General features: G+C 73.2%; 29 protein-coding genes and 1 pseudogene. 17 read left to right on the top strand and 13 right to left on the bottom strand.

What is annotated here, in order from left to right; all coding sequences use genetic code 11:
• The first annotated feature begins 10 nt into the window (after positions 1 to 10).
• The 3 genes from ABTY61_RS11910 to ABTY61_RS11920 are packed head-to-tail and all read left to right on the top strand — an operon-like array spanning position 11 to position 749.
• Complete coding sequence (locus ABTY61_RS11910) at positions 11 to 367, top strand: ATP-binding protein (RefSeq protein WP_350504814.1); 357 nt, start codon at positions 11 to 13, stop codon at positions 365 to 367.
• Positions 364 to 636 carry a hypothetical protein gene (locus ABTY61_RS11915; RefSeq protein WP_350504815.1) on the top strand — a complete coding sequence of 91 codons (273 nt, stop codon included), beginning with the start codon at positions 364 to 366 and terminating at the stop codon, positions 634 to 636. The genes ABTY61_RS11910 and ABTY61_RS11915 overlap by 4 nt, the downstream gene beginning before the upstream one ends.
• Positions 621 to 749, top strand: a complete 129-nt coding sequence (locus ABTY61_RS11920; RefSeq protein WP_350504816.1) for a hypothetical protein — start codon at positions 621 to 623, stop codon at positions 747 to 749. Before ABTY61_RS11915 ends, ABTY61_RS11920 begins: the two co-directional genes overlap by 16 nt.
• A gap of 196 nt (positions 750 to 945) precedes the next feature.
• Here the strand turns inward: ABTY61_RS11920 and ABTY61_RS11925 are convergent, their stop codons facing one another.
• On the bottom strand, positions 946 to 1,569 hold the full coding sequence (locus ABTY61_RS11925; RefSeq protein WP_350504817.1) for a TetR/AcrR family transcriptional regulator: 624 nt from the start codon (positions 1,567 to 1,569) through the stop codon (positions 946 to 948).
• 150 nt (positions 1,570 to 1,719) lie between these two features.
• On the opposite strand from ABTY61_RS11925, the gene ABTY61_RS11930 reads away from it, so the two are divergent.
• From ABTY61_RS11930 to ABTY61_RS11945, 4 genes are all read left to right on the top strand, one after another.
• Positions 1,720 to 2,376: a DUF998 domain-containing protein gene (locus ABTY61_RS11930; RefSeq protein WP_350504818.1), complete on the top strand. Its 657-nt coding sequence runs from the start codon at positions 1,720 to 1,722 to the stop codon at positions 2,374 to 2,376.
• Between the two features lie 58 nt (positions 2,377 to 2,434).
• Entirely contained in the window at positions 2,435 to 2,647 is a 213-nt protein-coding gene (locus tag ABTY61_RS11935; RefSeq protein WP_350504819.1) for a DUF4287 domain-containing protein, read from the top strand.
• Between the two features lie 32 nt (positions 2,648 to 2,679).
• Positions 2,680 to 3,015, top strand: coding sequence for an NIPSNAP family protein (locus ABTY61_RS11940; protein ID WP_350504820.1), 336 nt, complete (start codon positions 2,680 to 2,682; stop codon positions 3,013 to 3,015).
• A gap of 101 nt (positions 3,016 to 3,116) precedes the next feature.
• A complete protein-coding gene (locus ABTY61_RS11945) occupies positions 3,117 to 3,671 on the top strand; it encodes a GNAT family N-acetyltransferase (protein WP_350504821.1) in 555 nt (184 codons plus the stop codon).
• 25 nt (positions 3,672 to 3,696) lie between these two features.
• On the opposite strand, the gene ABTY61_RS11950 is transcribed toward ABTY61_RS11945, so the two are convergent.
• Together ABTY61_RS11950 and ABTY61_RS11955 are read right to left on the bottom strand one after the other, a co-directional pair.
• Positions 3,697 to 4,533, bottom strand: coding sequence for an NmrA family NAD(P)-binding protein (locus ABTY61_RS11950; RefSeq protein ID WP_350504822.1), 837 nt, complete (start codon positions 4,531 to 4,533; stop codon positions 3,697 to 3,699).
• A 208-nt stretch (positions 4,534 to 4,741) separates the two neighbouring features.
• Positions 4,742 to 5,344, bottom strand: a complete 603-nt coding sequence (locus tag ABTY61_RS11955) for a hypothetical protein (RefSeq protein WP_350504823.1) — start codon at positions 5,342 to 5,344, stop codon at positions 4,742 to 4,744.
• 192 nt (positions 5,345 to 5,536) lie between these two features.
• On the opposite strand from ABTY61_RS11955, the gene ABTY61_RS11960 reads away from it, so the two are divergent.
• On the top strand, positions 5,537 to 6,310 hold the full coding sequence (locus ABTY61_RS11960) for an MBL fold metallo-hydrolase (RefSeq protein WP_350504824.1): 774 nt from the start codon (positions 5,537 to 5,539) through the stop codon (positions 6,308 to 6,310).
• Between the two features lie 24 nt (positions 6,311 to 6,334).
• On the opposite strand, the gene ABTY61_RS11965 is transcribed toward ABTY61_RS11960, so the two are convergent.
• The gene (locus ABTY61_RS11965) at positions 6,335 to 7,324 is read right to left on the bottom strand and encodes a quinone oxidoreductase family protein (protein ID WP_350504825.1); all 990 of its coding nucleotides are present in this window, start codon (positions 7,322 to 7,324) and stop codon (positions 6,335 to 6,337) included.
• Positions 7,325 to 7,434: 110 nt separating this feature from the next.
• Here ABTY61_RS11965 and ABTY61_RS11970 point away from each other — a divergent pair, with 110 nt between their 5' ends.
• Positions 7,435 to 7,794: an ArsR/SmtB family transcription factor gene (locus ABTY61_RS11970; RefSeq protein WP_350504826.1), complete on the top strand. Its 360-nt coding sequence runs from the start codon at positions 7,435 to 7,437 to the stop codon at positions 7,792 to 7,794.
• A gap of 15 nt (positions 7,795 to 7,809) precedes the next feature.
• Here ABTY61_RS11970 and ABTY61_RS11975 read toward each other — a convergent pair whose 3' ends face one another.
• Entirely contained in the window at positions 7,810 to 8,361 is a 552-nt protein-coding gene (locus tag ABTY61_RS11975) for a hypothetical protein (protein ID WP_350504827.1), read from the bottom strand.
• 177 nt (positions 8,362 to 8,538) lie between these two features.
• A complete protein-coding gene (locus ABTY61_RS11980; protein WP_350504828.1) occupies positions 8,539 to 9,306 on the bottom strand; it encodes a CDP-alcohol phosphatidyltransferase family protein in 768 nt (255 codons plus the stop codon).
• Positions 9,307 to 9,603: 297 nt separating this feature from the next.
• On the opposite strand from ABTY61_RS11980, the gene ABTY61_RS11985 reads away from it, so the two are divergent.
• Together ABTY61_RS11985 and ABTY61_RS11990 are read left to right on the top strand one after the other, a co-directional pair.
• Complete coding sequence (locus tag ABTY61_RS11985; protein WP_350504829.1) at positions 9,604 to 10,170, top strand: NUDIX hydrolase; 567 nt, start codon at positions 9,604 to 9,606, stop codon at positions 10,168 to 10,170.
• A gap of 76 nt (positions 10,171 to 10,246) precedes the next feature.
• Positions 10,247 to 10,936, top strand: a complete 690-nt coding sequence (locus tag ABTY61_RS11990) for an HAD family hydrolase (protein ID WP_350504830.1) — start codon at positions 10,247 to 10,249, stop codon at positions 10,934 to 10,936.
• A 63-nt stretch (positions 10,937 to 10,999) separates the two neighbouring features.
• On the opposite strand, the gene ABTY61_RS11995 is transcribed toward ABTY61_RS11990, so the two are convergent.
• Positions 11,000 to 11,695: a YidC/Oxa1 family membrane protein insertase gene (locus tag ABTY61_RS11995; RefSeq protein WP_350504831.1), complete on the bottom strand. Its 696-nt coding sequence runs from the start codon at positions 11,693 to 11,695 to the stop codon at positions 11,000 to 11,002.
• A 116-nt stretch (positions 11,696 to 11,811) separates the two neighbouring features.
• Positions 11,812 to 12,105, bottom strand: a complete 294-nt coding sequence (locus ABTY61_RS12000; protein WP_350504832.1) for a DUF6412 domain-containing protein — start codon at positions 12,103 to 12,105, stop codon at positions 11,812 to 11,814.
• A 170-nt stretch (positions 12,106 to 12,275) separates the two neighbouring features.
• On the opposite strand from ABTY61_RS12000, the gene ABTY61_RS12005 reads away from it, so the two are divergent.
• Positions 12,276 to 12,560, top strand: a complete 285-nt coding sequence (locus ABTY61_RS12005) for a type II toxin-antitoxin system Phd/YefM family antitoxin (protein WP_063349249.1) — start codon at positions 12,276 to 12,278, stop codon at positions 12,558 to 12,560.
• The gene (locus tag ABTY61_RS12010; RefSeq protein WP_350504833.1) at positions 12,553 to 12,975 is read left to right on the top strand and encodes a type II toxin-antitoxin system VapC family toxin; all 423 of its coding nucleotides are present in this window, start codon (positions 12,553 to 12,555) and stop codon (positions 12,973 to 12,975) included. Before ABTY61_RS12005 ends, ABTY61_RS12010 begins: the two co-directional genes overlap by 8 nt.
• Here the strand turns inward: ABTY61_RS12010 and ABTY61_RS12015 are convergent.
• Both ABTY61_RS12015 and ABTY61_RS12020 read right to left on the bottom strand, forming a co-directional pair.
• A complete protein-coding gene (locus ABTY61_RS12015) occupies positions 12,962 to 13,561 on the bottom strand; it encodes a hypothetical protein (RefSeq protein WP_350504834.1) in 600 nt (199 codons plus the stop codon). The genes ABTY61_RS12010 and ABTY61_RS12015 overlap by 14 nt on opposite strands.
• A gap of 56 nt (positions 13,562 to 13,617) precedes the next feature.
• The gene (locus ABTY61_RS12020; protein ID WP_350504835.1) at positions 13,618 to 14,694 is read right to left on the bottom strand and encodes a Gfo/Idh/MocA family oxidoreductase; all 1,077 of its coding nucleotides are present in this window, start codon (positions 14,692 to 14,694) and stop codon (positions 13,618 to 13,620) included.
• Between the two features lie 180 nt (positions 14,695 to 14,874).
• On the opposite strand from ABTY61_RS12020, the gene ABTY61_RS12025 reads away from it, so the two are divergent.
• The 4 genes from ABTY61_RS12025 (at position 14,875) to ABTY61_RS12040 (ending at position 19,145) form a co-directional block, all read left to right on the top strand.
• Positions 14,875 to 15,654 carry an HAD-IIA family hydrolase gene (locus tag ABTY61_RS12025; protein ID WP_350504836.1) on the top strand — a complete coding sequence of 260 codons (780 nt, stop codon included), beginning with the start codon at positions 14,875 to 14,877 and terminating at the stop codon, positions 15,652 to 15,654.
• A gap of 82 nt (positions 15,655 to 15,736) precedes the next feature.
• Positions 15,737 to 17,032: a low temperature requirement protein A gene (locus ABTY61_RS12030; protein ID WP_350504837.1), complete on the top strand. Its 1,296-nt coding sequence runs from the start codon at positions 15,737 to 15,739 to the stop codon at positions 17,030 to 17,032.
• Between the two features lie 144 nt (positions 17,033 to 17,176).
• Positions 17,177 to 17,854 (top strand): uracil-DNA glycosylase, encoded by a 678-nt coding sequence (locus ABTY61_RS12035; protein ID WP_350504915.1) that lies wholly within the window; start codon positions 17,177 to 17,179, stop codon positions 17,852 to 17,854.
• Positions 17,855 to 18,230: 376 nt separating this feature from the next.
• Entirely contained in the window at positions 18,231 to 19,145 is a 915-nt protein-coding gene (locus tag ABTY61_RS12040; RefSeq protein ID WP_350504838.1) for a glycoside hydrolase family 6 protein, read from the top strand.
• A gap of 99 nt (positions 19,146 to 19,244) precedes the next feature.
• Here ABTY61_RS12040 and glxA read toward each other — a convergent pair whose 3' ends face one another.
• From glxA to ABTY61_RS12055, 3 genes and pseudogenes are all read right to left on the bottom strand, one after another.
• A complete protein-coding gene (gene glxA, locus ABTY61_RS12045) occupies positions 19,245 to 21,176 on the bottom strand; it encodes a radical copper oxidase GlxA (RefSeq protein ID WP_502895275.1) in 1,932 nt (643 codons plus the stop codon).
• 81 nt (positions 21,177 to 21,257) lie between these two features.
• Positions 21,258 to 23,483 (bottom strand): glycosyltransferase family 2 protein, encoded by a 2,226-nt coding sequence (locus ABTY61_RS12050; RefSeq protein ID WP_502895276.1) that lies wholly within the window; start codon positions 23,481 to 23,483, stop codon positions 21,258 to 21,260.
• A gap of 463 nt (positions 23,484 to 23,946) precedes the next feature.
• Positions 23,947 to 24,551: pseudogene (locus ABTY61_RS12055) on the bottom strand (CoA transferase subunit A); the annotation flags it as partial.
• Positions 24,552 to 24,572: the final 21 nt, after the last annotated feature.

Here is a 24,572-nt window from a genome sequence, read left to right on the forward strand (position 1 = left end):
GGAGATCCCTGTGCGCAACCTCAACTCCCCCTCCCTCGGCCTCTCCCGCGACACCCTCCGGGATGCGCTCGACGGCTGGCCCCCGTCCCTCGTCGCCGACGCCCAGCTCGCGTTGGTCGAACTGATCGTCAATGCCTGGCGCCACGGCGACACCCCTGCCCCGGTCGTCGCCATCGTCCTCCGTGACAACACCCTCCGCGTCGGCGTCTCCGACCGCTCCACCATCCTCCCCGAGCAGCGTTCGCACGACCTCCTCTCCGAGTCCGGCCGGGGCCTCCAGCTCGTCGCCGGCCTCTCCCACCGCTGGGGCGTCAGTCCCCAAGAGCTCGGCAAGACCGTCTGGTTCGAGCTGGACGGTGCCGCGTGAGCGCCCACCACCCGATCCACCCCGCCGACCCGGCCCTGCTCCACGTCACCGGTCCCCAGCTCACCGAGCTGATCATCGAACTCCGCACCGAGGGCCGTGAGTTCGGTCTCCTCTGGCCCTCCGCCCACTCGGGTGAGACCAGCCTCAGCGGTCGCCGACTCGTCAACTTCGGCAACGTCCCGGCGAGCACCCTCATCAACCTCCTCGCGCTCCTGCGCGAGTACAAGCGCAACCGCGACGGCGGCCACCATCGATGCTCGGACTCCTGATCCTCAACCTCATCGCCGCCCTCTTCGGCGGCCTCTGCGAAACCCGCTCATCCCGCTTCCGGCGGAAGCCGATCGAGGTGCAGCACCCCTCCGGTGACGTCCAGCACCGGTAGCCAATTCCCGTCCGTACGCGGGGAGTCGGTCCGGTCGACTTCCTGTGCACGCCCCCGCCTGCCCTGGCCGGCCTCGCGCGATCCATGATCACTCGTGCGACCGGAGCGGCCACGGGAGGGGCCGGACTTCCGGGCCCGCGCCCCGCCGCCCGGCGGGCGGGGCGCGTTCTGCTCGGACGCGGTCAGCGGTCAGCGGTCAGCGGTAGGCGGCGAGGAACGCCCGTACGCCCGCGTCGGCGTAGCGCTCCAGCTCGACCTCCGTGTGCTGCGGGCTCCCGTGGAACATCGCCTTGTTCACCGGGATCCAGAGCAGCAGCCCTGAGAAGTGGTTGGCCGCGAGCAGTGCGTCGTCCACCTTCAACACGCCCTGGTCGGCAAGTCGTTGGAAGGTCTCGGCGAGGGTGGCGAGCACCCGCTCGAAGCCCTGCTCGTACCAGGTGGCGCCCAGCTCGGGGAAGCTGTCGGCGTTGGCGATGATCAGCCGGCGCAGCTGGAGCACTTGCGGCCGGGTGAGCGTGGTGAGGAACTGCCGGGCGAGCGTGCCCAGGTTCTCCTCCAGTGCGGCCGCGTCCGCCGGGATGTCGGACACGAGGTCGATCATCGCCTCGATCCGGTCGGTCGTGGCGAGCACGATCTCGGCGAACAGCTTCTCCTTGTCGGCGAAGTGCTTGTACACCGTCTGCTTGGACACGGCTGCGAGCTTGGCGATGTCGTCCATGCTCGTGCCCGCGTAGCCCTTGGCCATGAAGACCGTGGTCGCGGCTTCCATGATCGCCTGGTGCTTGCGGGCCGACCGGTTGCCGGGCTCGTTGGCTTCCACCCCTGTCTCCCTCCTCCTTCTCGATCTCGACTTCTCGTCCTGGACCGAACAGTACTGGACAGTCCAGTTCCTCTCCCAGTACCGTACCGTCCAGTTCCCCAGTACTGGACAGTCCAGTTCTGGCGGCCTCACATCCTTGGGGGGATTTCCATGGCCCAGCAGGCCTTCAGCACCCGTTCCGCCACTGCCGCCACCACGTTCACCACCCGCCGCGCCCTGCTGGTCGGCGGTGCACTCGCCGGCCCGCTGTTCCTCGGCCTGGGAGTGGCCCAGGGCCTCACCCGCAAGGGCTTCGACTTCTCCCGCAACGCCATCAGCCAGCTCGGCCTCGGGGACCTCGGCTGGATCCAGGTCGCGAGCTTCCTGCTCACCGGCCTGCTGCTGACCGCAGGCGCGGTCGGCCTGCGCCGCACCATCGGCGGTGCTCCCGGCGGCACTTGGGCCCCGGGGCTGGTCGCCGCCTTCGGTGCCTCCTTCCTCCTGGCCGGCGTGTTCAAGGCCGACCCCGGCGCGGGCTTCCCGACCGGAACGCCGGACGGCCCGGGCGAACTGAGCGGCCACGGCACCGTCCACCTGCTCGCCGGCACCCTCGGCTACCTGGCGCTCTGCCTCGCCTTCCTCGCCCTGGCCCGGCACTTCGCCTCGCGCGGGGAGCGCGGCTGGGCCCTCGCCTACCGGATCGCCCCGGTCGTCGTCCTGGCCGGCTTCGCGGGCTCCGGGGCCACCGTCATCGCTTTCACCGTCGGCGCGGGCTTCGGCCTCCTCGCCCTCACGGCGGCCATCGTCCGTGTCAGTGCCAGCCGCTAACGTCGTATCAGCCAGCCAGCCAGACCGTCGCCCGACCAGAGAACAGGACACCCGCGCCATGACCACCCCCGTCAAGGGCCCCGCCAGCTACTTCCCGGCCATCGAGAAGAAGTACGGCCGTCCGATCGAGGAGTGGAAGGGCCTGATCCGCACCTCGCCGCTCACCAAGCACATGGAGCTCGTCGGCTGGCTCAAGAGCGAGCACGGCCTCGGTCACGGCCACGCCAACGCGCTGGTCGCCCACACCCTCGCCGAGCCCAAGGCCGACTGACCGACCACTACCACGAGAGGGGGGGAACCGTCGTGATCCTCGAAATCCGCACCTACCGCCTGCTGCCCGGCACCGGCGCCGAGTTCGTCCGCGTGATGGCCGAGGAGTCCGTTCCCCTCCTGGAAGCCGCCGGCATCCGGGTCGTCGACCACGGCGCCTCGCTCGTCGCCGAGGACGGCCATGAAGAGGCCTACCTGATCCGGGCGTTCGACTCCGTCGAGCAGCACCGCGCGCAGGAGGACGCGTTCTACGCCAGTGACGTCTGGCGCCGGGGCCCGCGCGAGGCGATCGTCTCCCGGATCGACGGCATGCACTCCATCGTGATCGAAGCCCCCGACCATGCCGTGGATGCCTTCAAGCGCCCATGAGAGCGTCATCAACCTGCGGGGGCGCGGTCAACCGGCCGGCGGCTCCGAGGCCTCCGGAAAAGGGGGTTGTGCGGAGGCAGCCAACCGCTGACGATCATGTGATGAGCACAGTGATCAGACGTGTAAGGACCGAGGAGTGGGAGCGGGTCAAGGAGATCCGCCTTGCCGCGCTGCAGGACCCGGCCGCGAGCATCGCCTTCCTGGACACCTACGAGAGCGCCGCCGCCAGGCCCGACGGCTTCTGGCAGGAGCGCACCGCCGGAGCCGCCGAGGGCGACGCCGTGCACCAGCTCGTCGCGGAGGCCGCGGACGGCCGCTGGCTCGGCACCATGACCGTGCGGGTCGAGCGGCCCGGCGGGGACGGCGCCCTCGGCGGCGACGTCATCACCGTCCCGCAGACCCACATCGTCGGCGTCTACGTCCGCCCCGAGGCGCGCGGCACCGGCCTGGCGCACGAGCTGATCCGGGCCGCCCAGGAGTGCTCCTGGTCGCTGGCCGAGCCCCGGATCCAGCGGGTCCGCCTGTTCGTCCACGAGTCCAACACCCGCGCCGAGGCGATGTACCTGCGGGCCGGTTTCCGGCGCTCCGGCGTGTCCGTGCCGGTGCCGGGCGACGAGACCCACCGGGAGATCGAGCTGGCGGTCGAGCGGGGCTGAGTCCCGTGCCGCCCGGCCCGAGTGGTCACCTGAAGTCCGCCGTGTGCTCCCGCGCCCAGGAGCGGAAGCTGCGGGGCGGGCGGCCGAGCACCCGCTCGACCGTGTCCGTCACCCGCTCCGGCTCGCGGGTGAACGACTCCCAGGCGCGCAGCCGGGACTCCACGAAGGCCGCGTTGCCCCAGGCCGCCGTCAGCTCCTTGCGGGCCGTCTCCGGCGCCAGTTCCTCCCAGCGGACCTCGGTGCCGAGCTCCTCGCCGATGATCCGCACCAGCTCGGCGTGGGCGAGCGACTCGGGCCCGGTGACCAGGTACTTCCCGCCGTCGTGCCCGTCCTCGGTGAGGGCCCGGACGGCCACCTCCGCGATGTCGCGCTCATGGACCAGCGAGCGGCGGGCCCGCCCGTACGGCCAGCGGACGACGCCCGCGCGGACCTGGTCGGCCCAGCCGAGCGCGTTGCCGGCGAAGTCGATCGCCCGGACGAATGTCCAGGCCAGGCCGGAGCGGCGGATCAGCCGCTCGATCTCCTGGTGGAAGATCGCCGCCGGTTCGTCGTCCGCGAGGTCCGGCACGTCCGTCGAGAGGTAGACGACCCGTTCGGCGTGCTCGGCGATCAGCTCCACCACCCGCGGCTGGACGGGGATCCCGGGCCACATCAGGTAGACGCCGGCCACCCCGCCGTGCAGCGCGGCGGCGAGGCTCTCCGGTGCCGACAGGTCGCCCTCGACGGCCTCCACCCCGGCGGGCAGCGCGGAGGTGGCCGCGTTCCGCACCAACGCCCTTACCTCGTGCCCGCCTTCGACCAGCGACGCCACCACGTGCCTGCCCACACTGCCGTTCGCGCCGATCACCAGAATCTTGGTCATGCCGGGCCCAACACGGCCCCGCCCCGGCCTATGCCCGCTGCGGTTCACGGGGCCGTGGGCCCCGAACTCCGGCCGGGGCAGGCCCAGTCGGCGGCGTCGATCGCGCGGTCCGCCGTGTCGGTGAAGTGGAAGCGGTGCGAGGAGTTGCCGGTCGTGCCGGAAGTCGGCTCGGCCGACTTCCGGTGTGAGGCCTTCGGAGCGGAGGCGATCAGAGCGGGACGATGGTCAGCACCGTCGCGTAGTTCAGGCTGGTGACCCCGGTGGGGGTGAGGCAGCCGGTGAGGTCGAGGTTGGCGGCGGTGAAGGTCTCCACCACGTGGCCGCCGGCGAACTCGCCGGAGGTGACGGTGCCGGTCTCGGTGAGGACGGTGGTGGAGAGCCCCCGGACCACCGTCGCGGTGAACGGGAAGCTGGTGCTGGTGCCGTTGTTCCAGCGGATGGTCTCGACGCCGCTCTCGCCGATCAGCTGGTTGCAGCTGAGGTCGATCACGGCCGTCACGTCCCGCTCCCCGGCCGTGGCGGTGGAGTTGACCGGCAGACAGCTACCGGTCGGGCTGTGCTCGTCGATGACGTCGAGGTCGCCGTCGACGACGACGGTGGTCGGTCGCACGGTGTGGGTGAGCCCCGGGCTGTAGGTCGTGTAGCTCCAGCCGGTGCAGTTGATGCCGGCGAGGGAGGTGGCGGCCAGGGCGGTGGCGGCGTGGGTGGTGGCGGCGTGGGCGGGCGCGGTGGTGGTCACCGCGCTGCCGAGGGACAGGGCCAACAGGCCGGCCACTACGGGGATCCGGTGGATCCGTCCTCGTCTGATCACGGCTTCCCCTCCCCGGGGGTGGTGGCACGGATGTCGCGGTGGCGCGGCGCAATGGACCCGCAACGGACTCCCAGCGGCCAACAGTCTCGGGGCCGGTCCGCACTGATCACAAGCGGGTTCGGTTCATTGGCCGATCGTGACCGGAACTGTCCGTACCGGTGCGCGGGGCGACCGAGGCGTTAGGCTCATCCGATGTCCGACCTCGGCTCCGATGCGCCCCTGCGACTCACCGTCCTGGGGAGTGCCACCCCCTACCCGACCGTGGACAACCCGTGCTCCGGCTACCTGGTGACGGGCGGCGGCGCCCGGGTGTGGGTGGACGCGGGCACCGGGACCCTCGGGCCGTTGCAGCGGTACGTCCGGCTGGACGGGCTGGACGCCATCTGGATCTCGCACCTGCACGCCGACCACTGCGCCGACCTGCTCACCGCCTACTACGGCGCCCTGTACGCGGACGTCCGGCTCGACGCGCCGATCCCGCTCTACGGCCCGCCCGGCATCGCCGACCGGCTGGCGGACTTCCTGACCAACTCGGCGCGCCGCAGCCCGGTCGAATCGGCCTTCGCCGTCACCGAGTTGTCCGACGGACACCGGGCCGTGCTGGGCCGGGGCCCCGGCGCGCTCACGCTGACCAGTCGGGCGGTGGTACACGGCATGCCGGCCTTCGCGCTCCGGGCGGAGGCCGGCGGCCGGTCGCTGGTCTACTCCGGCGACACCGCGCCCTGTGCCGCGCTCACCGAACTGGCCGCCGAATGCGACCTGTTGCTGTGCGAGGCGGAGGGCGACGACCCCGCGCACCACACCGCCGAGCAGGCCGGGGAGACCGCGGCGGCGGCGCGGGCGGGCCGGCTGGTGGTCACCCACGTCGGCCGGGCGCTGACGCCCGGGGCGGCGGTGGCCCGTGCCGCGTCCCGCTTCGCCGGGCCGGTGGGGCACGCCGACCCGGGAGCGGTCTTCACGGTCTGACCGCCCCGAGTCGGTGCGGTGTTGTCAACCACCCACCCGCACCACGTACTTGCCGGTGGCCCGCCCCTCCTGCATCGCGTCGTGCGCGGCCGGTACAGCCTCCAGGCCCGGCAGTTCGGTGAGCGGCACGGTGAGGCCGCGGTGCGCCTGGAGGTCGAGGGTGGTGCGGATGGCCCGGGCGAGGCGTTCGGGGGCGGTGGCGGCGTAGGCGCGGTGGCTGAACCCGGTGACGGAGAGGTTGCCGCCCATCAGCCGGCCGAGCGGGGGCAGGTCGCCGACCTCGCCGCCGCCCGCGTTGCCGAACAGGACGATCCGGCCGCCGGGCGCGGCGACGGCGAGGTCGAGGTCCAGGGCGGCGGTGCCGAGCGGATCGAGGACGAGGTCGACGCCCCGGCCGTCGGTGGCGGCGCGGACGGCGTCCGCCAGCTTCTCGTCACGGGCGAAGGCGTGGTGGTAGCCGAGGTCGACGGCGGCCGCGGCCTTCTCCGGGCGGCCGACCGTGCCGATCAGGGCGCCCCCGCCGCCGAGCAGCGGGACGAGCTGGGCGACGGCGCTGCCGATCCCGCCGCCGGCCGAGTGGACCAGGACGTTGTCCCCGGCGGTCAGCCGGCCCGCGTCGGTGAGCAGCAGGACGGCGGTGGCCAGGCCGAGCGGGGCGGCGGCCGCCGCACTGAGCGCCAGCCCGTCCGGGACGGGCACGGTCAGCACGGCGTCGGCGAGCGCCACCTCGGCGAGGCCGCCGCCGACGGGCGCGGCCGCCACCCGGTCGCCGACGGCGAGTCCGGTGACGCCCTCGCCGAGCGCGCGGACCGTACCGGCGACCTCCTTGCCCGGCAGGTACGGCCACTCGGCGGTGTAGCCGCCGTCGCCGCGGCGGGCCATCACGTCCACGAAGTTGAGCCCGGCCCAGGCGACGTCGATCGCGACCTGGCCTGGGCCGGGCCGCGGCGCCTCGGTCTGCCGGATCTCGGACTGCTCGGCTCCACCGGGTGCGGTCATCACCAGTGCGCGCATGTCGGGCCCCCTCGACTACGATGTTCGACGAACGACGAAATTGCCGTGGCAAAGTGGTACCACTCCGTTTCGGCGTTTGTCGAACATCGCAGATCAGAGGAGGTCTGAACGTGCCCCGCAGCACCCGCCGCCGACCGGCGCTCTCCCACCCCGCGGCCGAGGAGATCGACCTGTACGACGTCCTGCACGCGCTCTCCGACCCCACCCGGATGACCATCGTCCGCGTTCTGCGCGCCGAGCCCGAACGGGCCTGCGGCACCTTCCCGGTGGACGTCGCCCCCTCCACCCTCAGCCACCACTTCAAGGTGCTGCGCGAATCCGGCGTGATCAGCCAGCGCGAGGAGGCCAACCGACGGTTCTCCGCGCTGCGCACGGTCGATCTGGAGCGGCGCTTCCCCGGCTTGCTCGACACCGTCCTGGCCGCGCTCGCGCGCAATGAGACCGGAGCGGAGGCGACTTGGCACGGGTAGCGGTCGTGGCCGGGGTCAGGCGCCGGCCGCGCGGTGCCGGCGGTGGTACGAGACGGTGACCGCCGCCAGCAGCGGGCCCCAGGCGACCGCGGGCAGGTAGAGGAAGCCGACCAGCAGGTGCCCCTTCGGGGTCATGTTCGGGTGCGGCACCGCCCACCAGGCGAGGAACGGCGTCCAGAGCGCCGTCAGCCCGGCGGCGCCGAGCGAGGCCGCCAGGACGACCCGGCGCGGGTTCACCGGCCGCCCGCCGAGGAGGGGGATCCAGCCTGGCGGCACCGTGCCCCACGGTCGGACCAGGCCCAGGGTGAGCAGGGCCAGCGCCTCGGTGAGCACGCTCAGGGCGACCGGCCAGACCGCGTCCCAGCCGGTGAAGCCCACCGCGTGGTACCCCGCGTCGGTGTACCCGCCGTGCCGGCCCAGGACCAGGCCGAGCCGCCACAGCCCGGCCGGCAGTGCGGTCACCGCGGCCACGTGGGCGGCCCGGACGGCCCAGCGCGGCGGGGCGGGGACGGCGGGGGTCTCGGTGTCGGTGGTGCGGGTGGCGGTGGTCGGCCGGGGCGTCGTCATGGCTCCACCCTCCCGCCCGGGCCGGTGGCGCCGCGTCCGCCCGGCGACGGGCTTGCGCCGGACCCCTCCCCCTGCCGGGGGAGGGGCGCCTCGGCCTGGCCTGGCCTGGCCTGGCCGCAGCCGCAGCCGCAGCTGCCTGCCTCGGCTCCGCCCGCCGCGGCTCCGTCGGCCTCAGCCTCAGCGCAGCCGCGAGGAGGACAGGATCGACGCCAGGTGCGCCACCACCATCCCCCAGGTGATCACCGCGATCCCGGCGAGCGTCCACCGGGTCGCGGCCAGGTTGTGCAGCCCGGCGTCCACCGCGGCGGCCGCCAGCAGCACCAGCGAAGCCTCGATGCCGTTCGTCACCCGGTGGATCTTGAAGATCGAGGCGAACCGGCGGGCCGTCGCGATGCCCTGGGACCGAGGCTGGGTCGACTCCTCGTCCGCCGGCGGCTGCCCGCTGCGGGCCCGGGCCACGTCCACCAGGTCCGTCGAGGCCTTGAGCAGCACCACGCCCAGCGCGGCCGCCAGGCCCGCCGACACCCACAGCTCCGAGCCGCCGCGCGCCGCCCGTACGCCCGCGCCGATCATCAGCGCGGCGTCCGCCAGGTAGGCGCCGAGCCGGTCCACGTACACCCCGGCCATGCTGAACCGGCGCTTCCAGCGCGCCACTTCGCCGTCCACGCAGTCGAACAGCAGGAACAGCTGGAACAGCACCGCCGCGAGCACCGCGCCGGTCAGCCCCGGGATCAGCAGGGCCGCGCCGCCGCCGACCCCGCACACCACCATCACCCAGGTCAGGGTGTTCGGCGAGACCGAGGTGCGCACCAGCTGACGGGTGGTCCGCAGCGAGATCGCCCGCATGTAGAGCCGGCCCGCCCAGTGTTCACCGTTGCGGCTCTGCAGCTTGGCCTGCGGCTGGCACACCTCGCGCAGCTCGGCGAGCGCCGGAGCAGCCACCATGACGACATCCCTCCACCTGTCCCGAAACGATCACCACAGGCTACGGCCTCCGGACGGGCCGCCCGACCAGCCGGTACGCCCCCCGCGACCGGGAAAACCGGTGGGCCGCCCGAGCACCCCCGGGCTAGGCTTCGCGGGTTCACCGGAACCGGAGCCCCCGGGCCCGATCGCCCGTCCCCGCAAGCCCGTTGACGCCGTTCCGTGCGACGCCGCCCGGCGTGCCCGGTCCCGTGCGAGGCGGTCCGACGGGCGGCGGAGCGGACGCGCCCCGGGGCGGAACGAGGAGAGTCCAGCACCATGGCGACCACGGACACCGCCCCGCAGAGCCCCGACCTGGCCCGACTCCTGGCCGGCCACCGGCCGCAGGGCCCGGTCGAGACCGCCGACCACGCCCGGGCCACCGCCCTGGCCGGTGCCCCCGACGCCTGGGACCGTGGCACCCCGCTGCACTTCACCGCCTCCGCGCTGATCGTCCACCCGCCCACCCGCCGGGTGCTGCTGCGCTGGCACGTCCGCCAGCAGGCCTGGCTGCAGGTCGGCGGCCACGGCGACCCGGGGGAGACCCTCCCGCTGGACATCGCCCGGCGCGAAGGCCTGGAGGAGACCGGCCTCGCCGACCTCACCCCCTGGCCCGACGCCGCCCTCGTCCACCTCGCCGTGGTGCCCGTCCCGGCCTCGCCCGTCGAACCCGCCCACGAGCACGCCGACCTGCGCTTCCTGCTCGCCACCGGCACCCCCGACGACGCCCGGCCGGAGAACCCCGCCTCCCCGCTGGAGTGGCTGAGCATCGACGAGGCCCGGCAGCGGACCACCGAGGAGAACTTCCGCGAGACCCTCGACCGCGCCGCCCGCCTGCTCGGCTGAGCCGCCTGCTCGGCTGAGCCGCCTGCCCGGTGGAGCGCCTGCCCGGCTGAACCACGCCCTCGACCAAGGACCCCTGATGCACACCGACCAGATCCTCATCTTCGACGCCGACGACACCCTCTGGGAGAACAACGTCCTCTTCGAGCGGGTCATCGACGGCTTCCTGGACTGGGCCGCCGCCCCGGGCGAGCGCGACGGCGCCCGGGCCCTGCTCGACCGGATCGAGGCCGCCAACGCCGCCGCCCTCGGCTACGGCGCCACCGTCTTCCGGCAGAGCCTCGCCGACTGCCTGCGGCAGCTGAACGATGACCGCACCCCCACCGCGGCCGAGCTCGCCCGGATCGACGAACTGCTCACCCCGCTCACCCGGCGCGGCGAGGTCGAACTGATCGCCGGCGTCGCCGACACCCTCACCGCCCTGGCCGGCCGCCACCGGCTCCTCCTGCTCACCAAGGGCGACCAGGAGGAGCAGCGGGCCAAGGTGACGGCCTCCACGATCGACCACCACTTCCGCAGCGTCCACATCGTGGCCGAGAAGTCCGTCGACACCTACCGGCAGCTCACCGCCGAGCTCGGCCTCGACCCGGACCGCACCTGGATGATCGGCAACTCGCCGAAGTCCGACATCGCCCCCGCCCACCGGGCCGGTCTGCGCACCGTGTTCATCCCGCACGAGCACACCTGGGTGCTGGAGCACGAGGAGCTCGGACCGGAGCAGGCGACGCTGCAGCTCGCGGCCTTCCCGGAGCTGCTGCGCCACTTCTGAGCTCCCGGTGGGCTCCCGGCGGGCGCCGGGCGGGCGCCGGGCGGTCCTGCTGCGTCCTCCGGGTCAGACCGCGAGCGCCGTCGCCGGGACCTGGCCGGTGCCCCGGTACAGCCAGGCGCGCTCCGAGGCCGACCACACGCTGGTGGTCAGCAGGTAGAGCGCGGCGGCCACCGGCACCAGCGCCGCGAACAGCACCGAGGCGAAGGACAGGTACGGCAGCAGCGCCGCCCCCGGCTGCGGGGCGGTCTGCGCCGCAGCCGTCGCCCGCCGGGCCCGGCGGTAGTTGACGTACCCGACCGCCGCCAGCCCGGCGTACAGCAGGCCGAACACCGCGAACTGCCCGGCGCCGTGCGCGTTCCCGACGTGCAGGCCCAGCGGCACCCCGAACAGGGTGTGGTCCAGCAGGTCGTTCGGGGTGGTGAACAGCCGGTACATCACCGAGAAGAACGGGATCTGGACCAGCATCGGCAGGCAGCCCGCGAACGGCGAGACCTGCTCCTTCCGGTACAGCTCCGCGAGCGCCTCGCGCGCCTTCTCCGGGTTGTTCCGGTGCTTCTTGTTCAGCTCGGCGACCTTCGGCGCCAGCTTCGAACGGGCCTTCTCCCCGCGCGCCGCCGCCCGCGCCAGCGGGTGCAGGCAGAGCCGTACGGCGAGTACGAACAGGACGATCGCCAGCGCGGTCGGCAGGACGTGGGCGATCGTGGCGACCACGGCGTGGGCGACGGTGACGGCCGGGTCGAGAACAGACAGAACGGACATGGTGGAGCGAGCCCTCCGGGGTCTCAGGACATGAGTGATCGGCGGAGGACGGCCGCGAAGGACGTGGCGTACCGGCGGCCGCGGAAGCGCGGGCACCGTACGGGGGAACTGCGGGACTACGCGGCCGCCGGGGCCGCTCCCGGAGCCCTGGGGCGTCGCCTGCCCCGGGCGTCCGGATCGCGCTGCGGAAGGAACGCCGTGCGGAACGCCCGGCGCCGCAGCACCCCGCTGCGCACCGCGGCCGGGGCCCGTGCCCCCAGCAGCCGCGTCCCGGCGAAGGCCCCCGCGACCGCCCCGGCCACCAGGACCATGGCCGCCACGGCGGCGACGGAGGCGAGCGCGCCGCCGTCGGTCACCAGCTGTCCGGTCAACACCCGGAGCAGGCCCAGCAGCATCGCGACGACACTCACGGCAGGCCCCCTCTCGACGGTGTTCCCGGCCTCTGCCTCCCGGCTTCGGACGCTCGGGACGTTCAACAGGACGATCGTACGGCCTGCCGGGTTCCCGTCCCGCCGCCCGTCCCACCCTGCCGTTGCGCGAGGCGTAGCCACCGGTGCTACACGGGGCTACCGTGGAAGGCATGAAGACGATTACCCAGCGGGAGTTCCGGAACAACTCCGCCGCGGTGATGGACGCGGTGGAGGCCGGCGAGACCTTCCACATCACCAGGAACGGGGTCGAGGTCGCCGAACTGCGGCCGGTGTCCGGGCGGCGGCGGCTCACGGCGGAGGAGCTGGTGGCGCGGCACGTGAAGCTGCCGCGGGTGGACTACCAGCAGATGCGCAAGGAGGCCGAGGAGTACTTCGGCCCCGAGGAGCTCGTCGGCGACGAGGGCGACGACCCGTTCGAGCGGCGACGTGGCTGAGCGCCGGAGGGCACCCCGGCGGCGGCCCGCCGGAGTGCTGGACACCTGCGTCTACATCGACCTCGCGCTGCTCAACCCCGGCGACCTGCCCGCCGTGCCGGAGCTGACCGCGATCACCTTCGCCGAACTCCAGCAGGGCGTCTCGATGGCCCGCGACCCGATCAGCCGGGCGGCCCGGCTGGAGGTGCTCGGCGCGGCGATGGCCGACTTCGACCCGCTGCCCTTCGACGCGGCCGCCGCCGCCCGCTACGGGACCCTCGTCACCCTGACCATCGCCGCCGGCCGGCAGCCGCGCCCGCGCCGGATCGACCTGATGATCGCCGCCGTCGCCTCCGCCCACGGACTGCCGCTGTACACCCGCAACGTGTCGGACTTCCGGGGGCTGGGCTCGGCGGTGGAGGTCATCGGGGTGTGAGGGCGGCCGCTCCGTCGCGCTCGACGTCGTCCGCGACGGCGGCCGCGTACCGCAGGGCCTCCCGCCGGCTCCGGCAGCGCCGCAGCACCAGGTTGTTGCCGGCGGTGCCGATGTGCGGCCCGACCGCGGCCGCGACGGCCCAGCGGGGGCGGCCGAGCAGCGTGAGGACGGTCCAGCGGAGCCAGAAGTCCAGCCCGAGGACGGTGAGGACCAGGACCGTCAGCAGGAGCCCCACGGCGTCGGACGGGGTGCCGAGGTTCCGCAGCGGGAGCTGGTCGCTGAGGGGCTTCCGGGTCGCCCGGAAGCCGCCGAGCCAGACCAGCGCGAGCCGGACGCGCCGGTCGTCCGGCCCGGTGACGTCGACGCAGCCGATGCCGCCGTCCCGGCCGCCCCCGGCCCAGGCCCGGCGTTCCCGGGCGGTGGCCTCGACCCGGTGGCGTTCGCGGTACTCGACTTCGAGGTCCCGCTGCCGCTGCTCGAACTCCGCGCTCCAGGCCCGTTCGCGTTCCTGCTGCCCCGCGGACCACGCCCGTTCGCGCTCGCGACGCTCGTCGGCGTCGGCCTGCCGTCCCCGGTGGTTGCTCATCCGAGCATCCTAGGAGTGCGCTCCGGGGCGGCGGCAGGCCGTGGGGACGGCCGGTCTCAGCCCACCCGGACCGTCGAGCCGGTGGCCGCTGAGGTGCGGGCGGCCTCCAGGACGGTGAGGGTGGCCACCGCGTCGCGCGGGTCGACCGGGGGCGGGGTGCCGGGGACGGCCAGGGCGGCGGCGATGCCGGCGTAGAACGCGGGGTAGTCGCCCGGGTCGGTGGGCAGCGTGATCGCGGACCCGTCGCTGCCCAGGGTGCCGTAGTGCTCCGGCAGGTCGGCGCCCCACCGCTGGGCGCCGCCCGGGCGCCGGCCCGCGCGCAGCTCGGCCTCCTGCGGGTCCATGCCGTGCTTGACGTACCCGGCGGTGTCGCCGAGCACCCGCAGCCGGGGGCCGATCAGCGGGGTGATCGCGCTGGTCCACAGGTGCGAGCGGGTGCCGGAGGCGTGGGTCAGGGCGACGAAGGCGTCGTCGTCCACCACCGCGCCGTCCCGCCGCACGTCGATCTCCGCGTACACCGTCTCGACCGGCCCGAACAGCGTGAGCGCCTGGTCGACCAGGTGACTGCCCAGGTCGTACAGGGTGCCGCCGACCTCGGCCGGGTCGGCCAGCTCCCGCCAGCCCGCCTTGGGCTTCGGGCGGAACCGCTCGAACCGGGACTCGAAACGGTGCACCCGGCCGAGCGCGCCGCCGCGCACCAGCCGGCTCGCGGTGAGGAAGTCGCCGTCCCAGCGCCGGTTCTGGAACACGGACAGCAGGACGCCCCGCTCCTCCGCCAGCCGGCACAGCTCCAGCGCCTCCGCCGCGGTACCGGCCAGCGGCTTGTCCACCACGGTGGCCAGGCCCGCCCGCAGGGCGGCACGGGCCAGCGGCGCGTGGGTGCGGTTGGGCGAGGCGATGACGACCAGGTCCAGCGCGTCCGGGTCGGCGAACAGCTGCTCAGGAGTGTCGACGGCACGCGCACCCGGGTGCTCCTGCCCCAGCTGCGCGCGGCGCTCCGGATTGGCGGTGACCACGGCGTCCAGCCGCAGCCCCGCAGTGGTGGCGATCAGCGGGGCGTGGAAGGCGGAGCCGGCCAGGCCGTAGCCGATCAGGCCGACACGAAGGGGACGGGAGGCGGTCAGCGGGTTCATGCGCCCTACTCAATCACGATGCCCCCGCCCGCCCCCGCTTTCCCATTGCTCCCGGTTTCCACCCCACAGCCGTCGCATCCCGGTGGACGGGACGTCCTGTCCCCGGCCACCCGTGCGGATTAGGCTGTGCCGCGTCAGGGCCCCACCGCAAGACCTTGCATCACTTCGGGAGACACGCACGTGGCAGAGCGCAAGCCCATCGAGTCCTGGCTGACCGACATGGACGGGGTCCTCATCCACGAGGGCACGCCGATCCCCGGCGCGGAGGAGTTCCTGCGCAGGCTGCGGGAGTCCGGCAAGCCCTTCCTCGTCCTCACCAACAACTCGATCTACACCCCGCGCGACCTCAGCGCCCGACTGGCCGGAATGGGGCTGGAGGTGCCGGAGGAGTGCATCTGGACCTCCGCGCTGGCCACCGCCAAATTCCTCAAGAGCCAGCGCCCGAACGGCACCGCGTACGTGATCGGCGAGGCCGGCCTCACCACCGCGCTGTACCAGGCCGGGTACGTGCTGACCGACAACAACCCGGACTACGTCGTCCTCGGCGAGACCAGGACCTACTCCTTCGAGGCGCTCACCAAGGCGATCCGCCTGATCAACGCGGGCGCCCGGTTCATCTGCACCAACCCGGACGAGACCGGCCCCTCCACCGAGGGCGTGCTGCCGGCCACCGGCTCGGTCGCGGCCCTGATCACCAAGGCCACCGGCGTCGACCCGTACTTCGTCGGCAAGCCCAACCCGCTGATGATGCGCGAGGCGCTGAACACCGCCGGTGCCCACTCCGAGACCGCCGTGATGATCGGCGACCGGATGGACACCGACATCGTCGCGGGCATGGAGGCCGGCATGGAGACCATCCTGGTGCTCACCGGCCTGACCTCCGCCACCGACGTGGAGCGCTTCCCGTACCGGCCGACCCGGGTGGTCAAGTCCATCGCGGACCTGGTCGAGCTGGTCTAGCCTCTGCGGTGCACTCGCGAGCCCCGTCCCGGCCGAGCGCCGGGGCGGGGCTCGTTCCGTACGCGTGGGGAGGACCGGGCGGATGAGCACGACGGGGGAGGCGGCCGGGGAGGTCGCGGAGGAGGTCGTGGGGGAGGTCGTGGGGGAGGTCGTGGGGGAGGTCGTGGGGGAGGCGGCCGGGGAGGGAGCCCAGGAGGCCGAGAAGCGGGTCACCTGGGCGGAGCTGTACTTCGACCTGGTCTTCGTCTTCGCGATCACCCAGGTCTCCGGGCTGCTGCACCACCAGCACGACCTCACCGGCCTGGTCCGGGCCCTGGTGGTGTTCGTGCCGGTGTACTGGTGCTGGGTCGGCACCACCGTGCAGGCCAACATCCGCGACGTGGACAACCCGCGCGACCGTCTGGGCATCCTGCTGGTCGGACTGGCCGGCCTGTTCATGGCGCTCGCCGTCCCGGGCGCGTACGGCGGCCGGGGCGTGCTGCTCGGCGCGGCGTACTGGCTGGCCCGAGTGGTGCTGCTGCTCCTGCTGGTGCGCCTCCCCGGCGTGTGGCGCGGCCCGTACGGGGCGGGCGTGCTGGTCAGCGGGCCGCTGCTGCTGGTCGGCGGACTGCTGCCGGACGGGCCGCGGCTGGCGCTGTGGGCGGCGGCCGCGCTCTGCGACCTGTCCGCGCCGCTGGTGTTCCGGCGGCGGCTCGCGAACGTGGTGTACCACCCGTCGCACATGCCGGAGCGGTTCGCGCTGTTCCTGCTGGTGGCGCTCGGCGAATCGGTCGTCGGGATCGGCGGCTCGGCCGCCACGGCCCGGCTGGACCCGCCCGAACTGGTCGCCGTCGCGGCCGCGTTCACCATCTCGGCCGGGCTGTGGTGGCAGTACTTCGTGTTCGCGGCGGACGCCATGCGGCACGCGGTGGAGGTCGCCGACTCCCGGCGGGACGTGATCCGGCGGGTCTTCCAGTACGGGCACCTGGTGCTGGCGGCCGGGGTGATCGGGGTGGCGGTCGGCTTCGGGGAGACGGTCGCGGACCCGTGGCGGGCGCTCGGCGCCGGGTCGGTGGCGCTGCTGTACGGCGGCTGCGGGCTGTACCTGCTGACCTTCGGGTACACCCGGTGGATGATGTTCCGCCGGGTCTCGACCACCCGGATCGCCGCAGCGGCGGTGGTATTGGCACTGCTGCCCGCGATGGTGCGGCTGCCGGCGCTGGTGGTGCTGGTGGTGCTGGCCGTGCTGCTGGTGGGGCTCAACTGGGTGGAGCACGTGAAGGTGGGGCGCGCGGCTCGGGCCGGTGGGGCGGCCCCGGTGTCCGCGCCCGCGCCCGCGTCCGCTCCGGTGTCCGCGTCGGCTCCGGTGTCCGCACCCGCGTCGGCGACCGTGGAGTGAGTTGTCGGTGGGGCTGTGTAGCGTTCGGGGTGTAAGAGGGCGGGCGGCGCAGCAGCCGCGGTGTGGGAGGTAGATGTCGTGACGGACACGGTCGAGGCGGACACGGTCGAGGCGGGCGTGGTCGAGGCCGGCGAGGGCGGCGGGCTGGAGCTGCCCGAGTCCTGGCGCGCGGTGCTCGGTGCCGAGACGGAGAAGCCGTACTTCGCGGAGCTGGCGGCCTTCGTGGCGGCCCAGCGCGCGGAGCACGAGGTGTTCCCGCCGAGCGGCCAGGAGTTCGCCGCGCTCCAGGCCACCCCGTACGAGAAGGTCCGGGTGCTCGTCCTCGGCCAGGACCCGTACCACGACAACGGCCAGGCCCATGGCATGAGCTTCTCGGTGCTGCCCGGGACGAAGACGCCGCCCTCGCTGCGCAACATCTTCAAGGAGCTGGACGCCGACCTCGGCATCCCCGCCCCCGACAACGGCTACCTGATGCACTGGGCCGAGCAGGGCGTGCTGCTGCTCAACGCGGTGCTCACGGTCCGTGCCCACGAGGCCAACTCGCACAAGGCGAAGGGCTGGGAGAAGTTCACCGACGCGGTGATCAAGGCGGTGAGCGAGCGCGAGGAGCCGGTGGTCTTCGTGCTGTGGGGCAACTACGCCAAGAAGAAGCTGCCGCTGATCGACACCGAGAAGCACGTGGTGGTCCAAGGCGCGCACCCGTCGCCGCTGTCCGCCAAGCTGTTCTTCGGCAGCCGTCCGTTCTCGCAGATCAACGCTGCGCTGGACGGCTTCGGCGGCGAGCCGATCGACTGGCGGGTGCCGGACCTCAAGCAGGGCTGACGCACAGCCGGGCTGTCGGTGGCCGTGGGTGGACGGGGTTCGGATTCCCGTGCGCCCACGGCCACTTGTCGTTCACCGATGCCGGCCGTCGGCCCGGGACGGGTGTGCTTAGCTGGTGCCGATCGGTCGCCGGACCGGTTTGACGGGGGCGGGAGTCGGCTCGGAGGGGCGGTACGTGCGCGGGGTGGGGCGGGCAGGAACGATTCGGTGGGTCGGGCTGATCGCGGGTCCGGCGCTGCTGGCGCTGCTGGCGGTCGCCGGGTGCAGCGCCGAGGGCGGCGGGGGGAGCGGGGGGAGCGGCGCACTGAGCGGATCTCCCGGTGGCCCCGAGGCCCCCGGAGCTTCCGGAGCGCCCGGAGCTTCCGGAGGTGCCGCCGTGAGTCCGACGGTCGGCCCCGCGGGCCTCGACCAGCTTCCCGGGCAGGACTTCTACGTCTCCGACCGGACCAACGCGGCCCAGCAACTCGCCGTGCTGCGCGGCCAGGGCCGTACCGCCGAGGCCGACGCCCTGCTGCGGATCGCCGCCCAGCCGTCCTCCCAGTGGCTGGGCGAACAGGGCGCCCGGGAGATCGCCGACCAGGTGAGCCGACGGGCCACCGAGGCCGGCCGGACGGCCGTCTTCGTCGCGTACGACATCCCGCACCGGGACTGCGGCCAGTACTCGGCCGGTGGCGCCGCCGACGCCGCCGCCTACCGCTCCTGGATCACCGGCGTCGCCGAGGTCCTCGGCGACCGCAAGGCCTGGGTGGTGCTGGAGCCGGACGCCGTCGCCCACACCCTGGACACCTGCGGGATCAAGGGCGACCTGGCCGCCGAGCGCTACGGCCTGCTGGCCTTCGCCGTCCAGGAGTTGAAGAGGCGTCCCAACGTCCGGGTCTACCTGGACGCGGGCAACCCGGGCTGGGCGCAGGACCCGGACGAGATGGCCGGGGCGCTGCGCAAGTCCGGCATCGCGGCGGCGGACGGCTTCGCCGTGAACGTCGCCAACTTCTACCCGACCGACCGGAACGTGGCCTACGGCAACCGGCTCTCCGCCGCCCTGGGCGGGAAGCACTTCGTCATCGACACCAGCCGCAGCGGCAACGGCTCGGCGGGCGCCGACTCCTGGTGCAACCCGCCCGGCCGGGCGCTCGGCGAGGCGCCGACCACCGAGACCGGGCGGTCCGGGGTCGACGCCTACCTGTGGATCAAGAACCCGGGGGAGTCGGACGGCGAGTGCGGCCGCGGCGAACCCCGGGCGGGCCAGTTCTGGCTGCCGTACGCGCTCGGGCTGGCGCAGGCGGCGCGCTGAGGCGCGGTTCCCTGAGCCGCTTCGGTCCGCGTTGGGCTTCGGCGTGTTGGGCTGCGGTGCTTTGGGCCGTGGCGAGTTGAGCCGTGCTGCGCTGGGCGGTCAGCCGGTGACCTGGACCCAGCGGGCGACCGAAGGGGTGCCGGCGGCGTCCGTCAGGAACAGCATGTACCAGCCGGGCGGCAGCAGGTTCGGGTTGCCGGGGAGGGTGAGCGACACCCCGTCGGCGGTGCGCCCGGTGATGTCCAGGGCGACCGAGCGCTGTTCGACGTCGGTCACGTGGGTCACCGAACTCGGCCTGATCAGTTTGGCGGTGGTCACCGCGTCCGGCCGGGCGGTGCCGACCCGGACGGTGCCGCCGAGCTTGGCCGCCGTCGGCGCGGCCGTCACCTCGGGGCGGTCGCCGTGGTACAGGTACGGCGGGGTGTAGATCTCGATGCGCTGCTCGAAGCCGCCGGGCTGGGTCTCGGCCTTGTCGGCGAACAGCGGGTTGGAGCCCAGCACGGCGACCCGGCCGTCCGGCAGCAGCAGTGCCTCGGAGTGGTAGTCGCGGCCGACGGCGGGCTCGGCGGCGGTGCTGAAGGTGTTGGAATCCGGGTGGTACACCTGGGCCTTGAGCAGGTCGCTGTCGCCCCGGCCGCGGTAGCCGCTGGAGCCGCCGGTGGTGAACACGGTGTCGTCCGGGAGGACCACGCTGTTGAGGTAGCGGGTCCCGCCGGCCGGCAGGTCCGGGCCCGGGACGAAGGCGGGCTTGGGCGCGGACAGGTCGATGATGTCCGTGCGGGCCGTGGACAGCGGGGACTCGCCCACCCCGCCGCCGCCCAGCACCATGACCTTCTGCGCCTGCGCGGGCGGCAGCAGCACCGACGCGGAGGTCTCGGTCAGGTTCGGGTCGCGCAGGCCGGGCACGGGCTGGAAGCCGTTGTTCGAGAGGTCCCAGACGCCCGGCTGGCGGCCCTTGTCGGCCGGGCCGTAACCCGCGTTGGAACCGGAGTAGAAGAGCTTGCCGGAGGCCGTAAGGAAGATCGACGGGTAGGTCGGGAAGTAGCGGTCGGGGCCCTTCGCCCAGGTCTTGGACTTCGGGTCGTAGACCTCGTTGTCGTTGCCGTTGAGGATCTGCCCGGTGTCGTCCAGGCCGGAGACGGTGACCACCCGGCCGTCGCCCAGCCCGGTCAGCGTCGGGTACCACCGGGCGTGCGCCATGTCGGTGACCTGCTCGTAGAGCTCGGTGTCCGGGTTGAACTCGAAGGCGGAGCGGATGCCCTGGTACTCCTGCTTGTCCAGGGTCAGCTTCTCGCTCTGCCCGTACAGGTTGTGGGCGTCGGCGCCGGTCAGGCCCTTGATCCGGTACTGGGCGGGGGAGTCGCTCACGTAGTCCCGGCCCTCGCCGAGCGCCTCGACGAACACGTGCTGCTCGCCGGCGGTGACCACGGTCTGCTTCCCGGCGCCGCTCTTGGTCGCGGCGGGAACGGTCACCGGGACGGTGCTCGCGTACTCCCGGCCGTTGGGGGCGACGAACACGGTGCCCTTGGGGAAGGTGCGGTCGCGGTCCGGGCTTTCGTTGCGCACCCGCATCACGCCGGCCGCCTTCTTCACCGCGCCGTCCAGCTTCTCGTACCGCTGGGTGCCGCCGGCCACCAGCACCCGGCCGTCCGGGAGGGAGGCGTGGCCGCCGCAGAACATGTCGGCGGGGGTCGGTATCAGCTTGTAGGTGTTCTTCGCCGGGTCCCAGAGCAGGCTCTTGAAGGTGCCCGCGTTGAACTGCTTCTCGTCGTTGCCGGAACCGGCCACGATGAGCACCTTGCCGGTGCGCAGCAGGGTGGCGTGGACGGCGTTGACCCGGAACTCGGCGGGCAGCGACAGGGTCTGCCAGTGGCCGTACCGCGCCTTGTACTCGGGGCGGTTGATCACGTACTGGTGGTACTGGTCGCCGGCGAAGCCGAGGACGGCCGGGGCGTTCATCCCGGCGACGGTCAGCGCGACGGTGCTGCCGAGGGCGAAGCGCTTGGTGCGGCCGGTCTTGTGGATCTTCACGGTGGTGGTCCCCTCGGGAGGCGGGCGGGACTGGTTCGGTGGGCCTGGGCCTGGGCTGGCGCCTGAGTCGGGGCCTGCTGCTCAGTGGGTGGGCGTGCTGCGCTCGGCGTGGTCGGGCGCCAGGTCGTCCGGTGGGACCAGGCGGAGCGTGACCGTCGGGCTGTCGGGCACGGCCAGGCGGAGCGCGAGGGTCGGGCTGTCGAGCGCGTCGGGCCGGGGCGGGGTGACTGCCGGTGCCGCTGATGTCGCCGGTCCCGTTCCCGTTCCCGGGTGGCCGCGGGCGTGGCGCGGAGGGCGCTTCTCCAGCAGGACCTTGGGGGTCCCGGCCGGGTCCCCGGTCACGGTCAGGGCGGCGGTGGGCCGGGTGCGGAGGCGGCGGACGGCGTCGCCGGCCGAGATCAGCAGCGGCAGCACGGTCAGCCCCAGGGCGATGCAGGCCCAGGTGCGCATTGCGACGTGGTCGTAGCCGGTGTGGAAGGACGCGGCGACGGCGCCGCCGAACACCACGGTCCAGAACAGGTGGTAGCGGAAGGTGCCGATCCGGTCGGCGCTGGCCTCACGGCCCTTGGGTGTCACCACGAAGCCGCTGCGGCGGCGCACCAGGGCCTGGAGCAGCGAGGCCGCGTACACCGGGCCGCAGAGCGCCGACATCACCATGCCCGCGACCCCGGAGGAGCCGGCCGGCTCGTGCGGGCTCACGTTGTGCTTGCGGTTCCAGGTGTAGAGCAGTAGCTGGAGCGCGGCGGCGTCGCTGTAGAGCATCATCCAGAGCTCCGAGGAGACGTGCACGCCGGAGGCGCCGAAGCCCAGGTAGAGCACGCTGGACACGCCGCCGAGCAGCCAGGTGAGCGCCGCCATCGGGTAGAAGCCCACCATCAGCGTGTAGTTGAGCAGCCGGCCGGGTGACAGTCGCCAGAGCACCCGCCAGTACTGGGTGAGCAGGGTCTCGTAGGTGCCGCGGCTCCAGCGCAGCTGCTGGGAGAAGAAGTCGGTCCAGGAGGACGGGCCTTCGCCGACGGCGAGCACGTCCGGGGTGTACACGGACTTCCAGTTCGCCCCGGTCTCCGGGTTCCGGTTCCGGTGGAACTCCAGACCGGTCGCCATGTCCTCCGTGATGGAGTCGTACAACCCGCCGATCGCCTGGAGCGCGCGGATTCGGACGGCGTTGTTGGTGCCGACGAACATCGGTGCGCCGTAATGGTTTCCGGCGCGTTGGATGAGTGCGTGGAAGAGGTACTGCTGGCTCTCGGAGAATTTGGTGACGGCCGAACCCGAGCTGCGGTAGTTCCCGTACACCTGGGGTCCGACCACGAATGCCACGTCCGGATCGCGGAAGTAGCCGAGCATGCGCTCGCAGAAGTCGGGCAGCGGTACGTGGTCGGTGTCGACGGACACCCAGAAGTCGTAGTCGTCGCCGTGGGCCTGGAGCCAGGCGTTGTAGTTGCCGTGCTTGGTCCGGGCGCGGAACCGCCCCTTCGGCTGGTTCCAGTGCAGACGGCCGGCGCGGCTGAAGTGCCGGACGCCCAGCTCGGTGCAGAGGGCCCGCATTGCAGGATCGTTTCCCTCGTCCAACAGCCAGACGTCGTACGGTCCTTCGTGCCGGACGCTGCGGGCCGCCACCAGCGTGGCCCGCACCATCTCCGGCGGCTCCTTGCCCGGCACGCAGGTGGTGAGGAACGCGACCCGGGTGCCGGACTCCGGCGTCACCGGTATCGGGTCCCGGGCCACCAGGGTCGCGTGGGTGTTGGAGACCACGTTGACCAGTCGGAACACCTCGACCACCGCGATGATGCCGATCATCACCTTGTCCCCGAGCAGCACCAGGACGTCGGTCTCGTCGGGGCGCTCCGGCCAGTGCTCCGGCAGCAGCAGCCAGACCAGCAGGATCGCCTCCACCAGCGGGGCCGCCATCAGGAGCAGGGCGGCCCGGAACCGGTGCGGATCGTGCCGCAGCAGGCTCCGGTACTGGACCCGGTAGGGGGCGCCCGGCTCGGTGCCCACGGCCCCCGGGGTGTCGGCGGGCGTCCGCCGGTAGACACCACCACCGCGCTCCCGGTCCTCGTCCGGATCGACGGCCGGGCCGGCCAGGCGGCTGAAATAGCCGTAGTCGTACGGGGCCTCGGGCACCGGCTCGGCGCGCAGTGCGACCTCGTCGACCTGCCCGGCGCCTCGGCCGCGGCCGCGGCTGTGGCCTCGGCTACGACTGTGGTTGCTGCTGCGGCTACTGCTGTGGCCTCGACGGCGGTCAAGGTCCGTGCCTTGACGGGCCGTTCCGCCGTCCTTTCGTCGCGAGGACGGATCGGTCATGACGTGCTCCCCCCGGAGTTTTGCGACGTGCTGTGCTTGGCGGTGCTCGCCTCGCCCCGGAGCCGCCCGGGCAGAACACGACACCGGGAATCCCGTATCGGGAACCCGATACGTGGAGTGTGTGCGACCGGTTCGGTCGTGAGCCGGCACGGCGGCTTCCAATGCGGGACCCCGGCGCACTATCCAGCTTCCCCACCGGGCGCGAAGGGATCCGTGGCTTGCTCAACTCTCCTGGAGCGTCACGCTGATCGCAACCGTTCCACGCGACGATCACTGCTCAGGCGTGAAGATACTACGGTTCCCGGCCACGGTGGCTTGCGATGGTGCTAATGCAGCGGAATTCGGCACGGCGGCGAGTGGACGATGCCACAGCGGGTAAGCGAACGGCCGGGCCACCGAGGGGAGTTGTTTACCGGCGGTCCGGCCGGGTGCGGCTGGCTGCGTCGAACCGGATTGGTGCAGGTCAGAGTTCGATACAGGCCACAGTTCTGTGCGGGGCAGAGTGCACGGGGCAGAGTGCGGCGCGGGTCGGAGCGGCAGCAGGGCGGCGCCGGTGGCCGCCCGGACCTCGTCCGAGCTCACCCCCGGGGCCGTCTCCACCAGGCGCAGCCCCTCCGGGGCCAAGGGTCAGGACTCCTGGAAGACGGGGCGGACGGTCCGGCGCTCGATGCGGCGGTCGACGGGATCGGCGGCCACCACCCGGTCCACGCGCACCTCGGGCAGGTGCACCGCGTCCGGGGCCGGCTCGTCCGGTCCGACGATCCGGTCCGCCTCGACCAGCGTGATCCGGCCCGCCGCCGCGCAGAGCGGGTTGAAGTGCCGGGCGGCGGTGTGGAACGCGCAGTTGCCGTGCCGGTCCGCGACCTCCGCCCGGACCAGCGCGAAGTCCGCCGTGATCGCCTCCTCCAGCAGGTGCCGGCGGCCGCCGAACTCCCTTACCTCCTTGGGTGGTGAGGCCAGCGCCACCGAACCGTCCGACGCGTGGCGCCAGGGCAGTCCGCCCTCCCCGACCTGGGTGCCGACCCCTGCCGGGGTGAAGAACGCCGGGATGCCGGCACCGCGCCGTCGGGGATGTCCCCGACCGCGGTG

It is taken from the genome of Kitasatospora sp. NPDC096128, from assembly GCF_040303105.1.
Taxonomy (GTDB): domain Bacteria; phylum Actinomycetota; class Actinomycetes; order Streptomycetales; family Streptomycetaceae; genus Kitasatospora.

Excerpts from the sequence above, each read along its gene's own strand:
- ABTY61_RS12005 (WP_063349249.1), top strand. The coding sequence starts at position 12,276 with ATGAAGACGATTACCCAGCGGGAGTTCCGGAACAACTCCGCCGCGGTG.
- ABTY61_RS11950 (WP_350504822.1), bottom strand. The coding sequence starts at position 4,533 with ATGACCAAGATTCTGGTGATCGGCGCGAACGGCAGTGTGGGCAGGCAC.
- ABTY61_RS12050 (WP_502895276.1), bottom strand. The coding sequence starts at position 23,483 with ATGACCGATCCGTCCTCGCGACGAAAGGACGGCGGAACGGCCCGTCAA.
- ABTY61_RS11980 (WP_350504828.1), bottom strand. The coding sequence starts at position 9,306 with ATGGTGGCTGCTCCGGCGCTCGCCGAGCTGCGCGAGGTGTGCCAGCCG.
- ABTY61_RS11965 (WP_350504825.1), bottom strand. The coding sequence starts at position 7,324 with ATGCGCGCACTGGTGATGACCGCACCCGGTGGAGCCGAGCAGTCCGAG.
- ABTY61_RS11990 (WP_350504830.1), top strand. The coding sequence starts at position 10,247 with ATGCACACCGACCAGATCCTCATCTTCGACGCCGACGACACCCTCTGG.
- ABTY61_RS11960 (WP_350504824.1), top strand. The coding sequence starts at position 5,537 with ATGTCCGACCTCGGCTCCGATGCGCCCCTGCGACTCACCGTCCTGGGG.
- ABTY61_RS12015 (WP_350504834.1), bottom strand. The coding sequence starts at position 13,561 with ATGAGCAACCACCGGGGACGGCAGGCCGACGCCGACGAGCGTCGCGAG.
- ABTY61_RS11995 (WP_350504831.1), bottom strand. The coding sequence starts at position 11,695 with ATGTCCGTTCTGTCTGTTCTCGACCCGGCCGTCACCGTCGCCCACGCC.
- ABTY61_RS11975 (WP_350504827.1), bottom strand. The coding sequence starts at position 8,361 with ATGACGACGCCCCGGCCGACCACCGCCACCCGCACCACCGACACCGAG.
- ABTY61_RS12030 (WP_350504837.1), top strand. The coding sequence starts at position 15,737 with ATGAGCACGACGGGGGAGGCGGCCGGGGAGGTCGCGGAGGAGGTCGTG.
- ABTY61_RS11945 (WP_350504821.1), top strand. The coding sequence starts at position 3,117 with ATGAGCACAGTGATCAGACGTGTAAGGACCGAGGAGTGGGAGCGGGTC.
- ABTY61_RS11935 (WP_350504819.1), top strand. The coding sequence starts at position 2,435 with ATGACCACCCCCGTCAAGGGCCCCGCCAGCTACTTCCCGGCCATCGAG.
- ABTY61_RS11985 (WP_350504829.1), top strand. The coding sequence starts at position 9,604 with ATGGCGACCACGGACACCGCCCCGCAGAGCCCCGACCTGGCCCGACTC.
- ABTY61_RS11930 (WP_350504818.1), top strand. The coding sequence starts at position 1,720 with ATGGCCCAGCAGGCCTTCAGCACCCGTTCCGCCACTGCCGCCACCACG.
- ABTY61_RS12020 (WP_350504835.1), bottom strand. The coding sequence starts at position 14,694 with ATGAACCCGCTGACCGCCTCCCGTCCCCTTCGTGTCGGCCTGATCGGC.
- ABTY61_RS11920 (WP_350504816.1), top strand. The coding sequence starts at position 621 with ATGCTCGGACTCCTGATCCTCAACCTCATCGCCGCCCTCTTCGGCGGC.